The sequence below is a fragment of the Sediminibacterium sp. GW821-FHT12F12 genome (genome assembly GCF_058806635.1).
In genome coordinates this window covers 35,935-37,989 of sequence record NZ_JBXAPW010000008.1, presented here as the reverse complement: position 1 = coordinate 37,989, position 2,055 = coordinate 35,935, and the positions used below count along the sequence as shown (strand labels likewise).

At 45.5% G+C, this 2,055-nt stretch carries 2 protein-coding genes; both read right to left on the bottom strand.

All coding sequences use genetic code 11. The annotated features are described in order from the left end of the window. Positions 1-564 (bottom strand): hypothetical protein (locus AC1RNB_RS12220; RefSeq protein ID WP_493083159.1); only part of this gene is annotated, 564 nt, incomplete at its 3' end. 2 nt (positions 565-566) lie between these two features. Further along, positions 567-2,055: beta strand repeat-containing protein (locus AC1RNB_RS12215; protein ID WP_493083157.1), on the bottom strand; the 1,489-nt coding region annotated here is incomplete at its 5' end.

Sequence of the window (2,055 nt, the reverse complement as noted above, 5' to 3'; positions counted from 1 at the left end):
GCCGGTAAGGGGTCCGTTGAAACTACCTGCTGTTATGGTTCCACTGGCGGCAATGGTAGCAGCAGAAATATTGTTGGCTACGGTGAGGTTCTGTAGATTACCCAGACTGGTAATCGTGTTCAGTGTTGCATTGTTTAATGTGCCACTGAAAGTACCTGCTTCGATGGTGCCGCTTACAGATAAACTACTAAGCGTACCAACAGCCGTAATATTAGGTTGAAGCGCTGTTGTTAATGTGCCACTGAGCTGATCCGCACTTACGGTACCTGTTACAGACAGAAAGTTCACCCAGTTCGCATTACCCAATGTAGCATCTCTTAAAATGTAGGCAGTATTATTCGACTGCACATACACCATCATGCCGTATTTTCTTCTTTCCGTTGTGATGGCATCACGTTCGGTAATATCTGCAACAACCCGGTATCCGCCATGGCCCAGGCTGTCTTTATGGGTGGGATAACTGGCGCTGCCATTGGTAGTGATATATCCCAATATCTTTACCTGGCCAGAAGCTTTACCGCCGATAAACAGGCATACCAATATTAAAAATGTTAATTTCTTCATGGTTAATTTGTTGTTAGGCTTACAGTAGCTGATGAAAAGCTGTTGTTGGAAACATAAATATTATAACTCTGGCTATACCCGGAGGCATTGGTAAAAGTTCTCGTTGTTAGCGTAAAGGTTCCAATACTTTCAAAACCTCCTGCCAGGATAGAGGTTAATGCACCTAATGAATTGGGATACGCAAAAAACAGGTAGTTGGCCGAGCCGGGTATTGTTACGCTGAAGGCTGATTTTACTTTGGACGAACTTAACTCTGATCCGCCACCGATTGCATTGATGATAGCAGCATCATTCGGACTGGTGGAATTTACATAACCCCAATATCTTTTGGGAAGTGGTGTATAGGTAACTGCAGAACTTGTGATAGTGCCTGCTGCAATTCTCCCTGTACAATCCAATGCACCTAAGTTGTCATTTTTACAGGCCCCTTGGGCATATGCTACTGTTACAACATATTGCACCGCGGATGTTATGTTGGTTATATTATCCGTATTACTACCTATGGCAGTACCGTTTTTCTTATAGGTGGTGGTAGTGGCTGCACCTGCATCGTTCTGTGTAAAGGTAGAGGACAGGGTGGCAGTTATGGAAGAGCCAATTTCAACGTTCCCCGCCGAGGGTGAAGTGCCGATAGATAAGGAAGGTGAGGTATAGGTTGGATGATTGGCTTTTACAGCACCTTCCTGTAATAACTGAATAGCCGTTTTTCCTCTGGCGGGAACTGTTTCTCCGTTTGTCCATTTCAGGTAATTCGCTACACCGTTTACAACAAAATCAGCAGCAAATGTTGGCTCATAAGCAGTTTGCTTTAATACCCCTCCTGAAATGGTTACAAAAGTGTCGGTTAAAGTTCCTGACGGTAAACTTAAACCGGTAATAGTTGTGAGGGTGGCATTGGTTGCGCTGACCGTTGCACCGGAAATGGTACCTGATACACTTAGGGTTGCTGCACTAATGGTACCTGTTACAGTTAAGTTCTGCAACCCAGCTAAACCTGACGTATTCACCTGGGTTGTACTGATGGTATTTGCCTGTATGGTTCCGGCTACGCTTAAGTTTAGCAGATTTCCCACACTGGTTATATTCGGTTGGGCTGCGGTTGTGATTACAGAACTGATGGTAGCCGAGCTGATATTGCCGGTTACAGTTAGTAATGCCAGACTACCTACGCTGGTGATGTTGGTTTGTGTACCGGCGCTTAGTACTCCACTTAATAGGCCTGCTGTGATAGTGCCATTTACCGAGAGGGCAGTTAGCTGACCTACTGAGGTAATAGTAGGTTGGGCCGGGTTGGATAAGGTACCGGAGAATACACCGCTTAGCGTACCCGCCGTGATGGTTCCGGGAACCGATAAATTTCCGATGGTGGCCCCGGAAGAACTAATCGTATTAGTTGAAATATTTCCTGTTATGGTAAGTGCCTGCAACCCTGATAAACTGGTAATAGTTGCATTGGAGGAGCTCACTGTGCCTGCAGTGATAGTAGCGGGA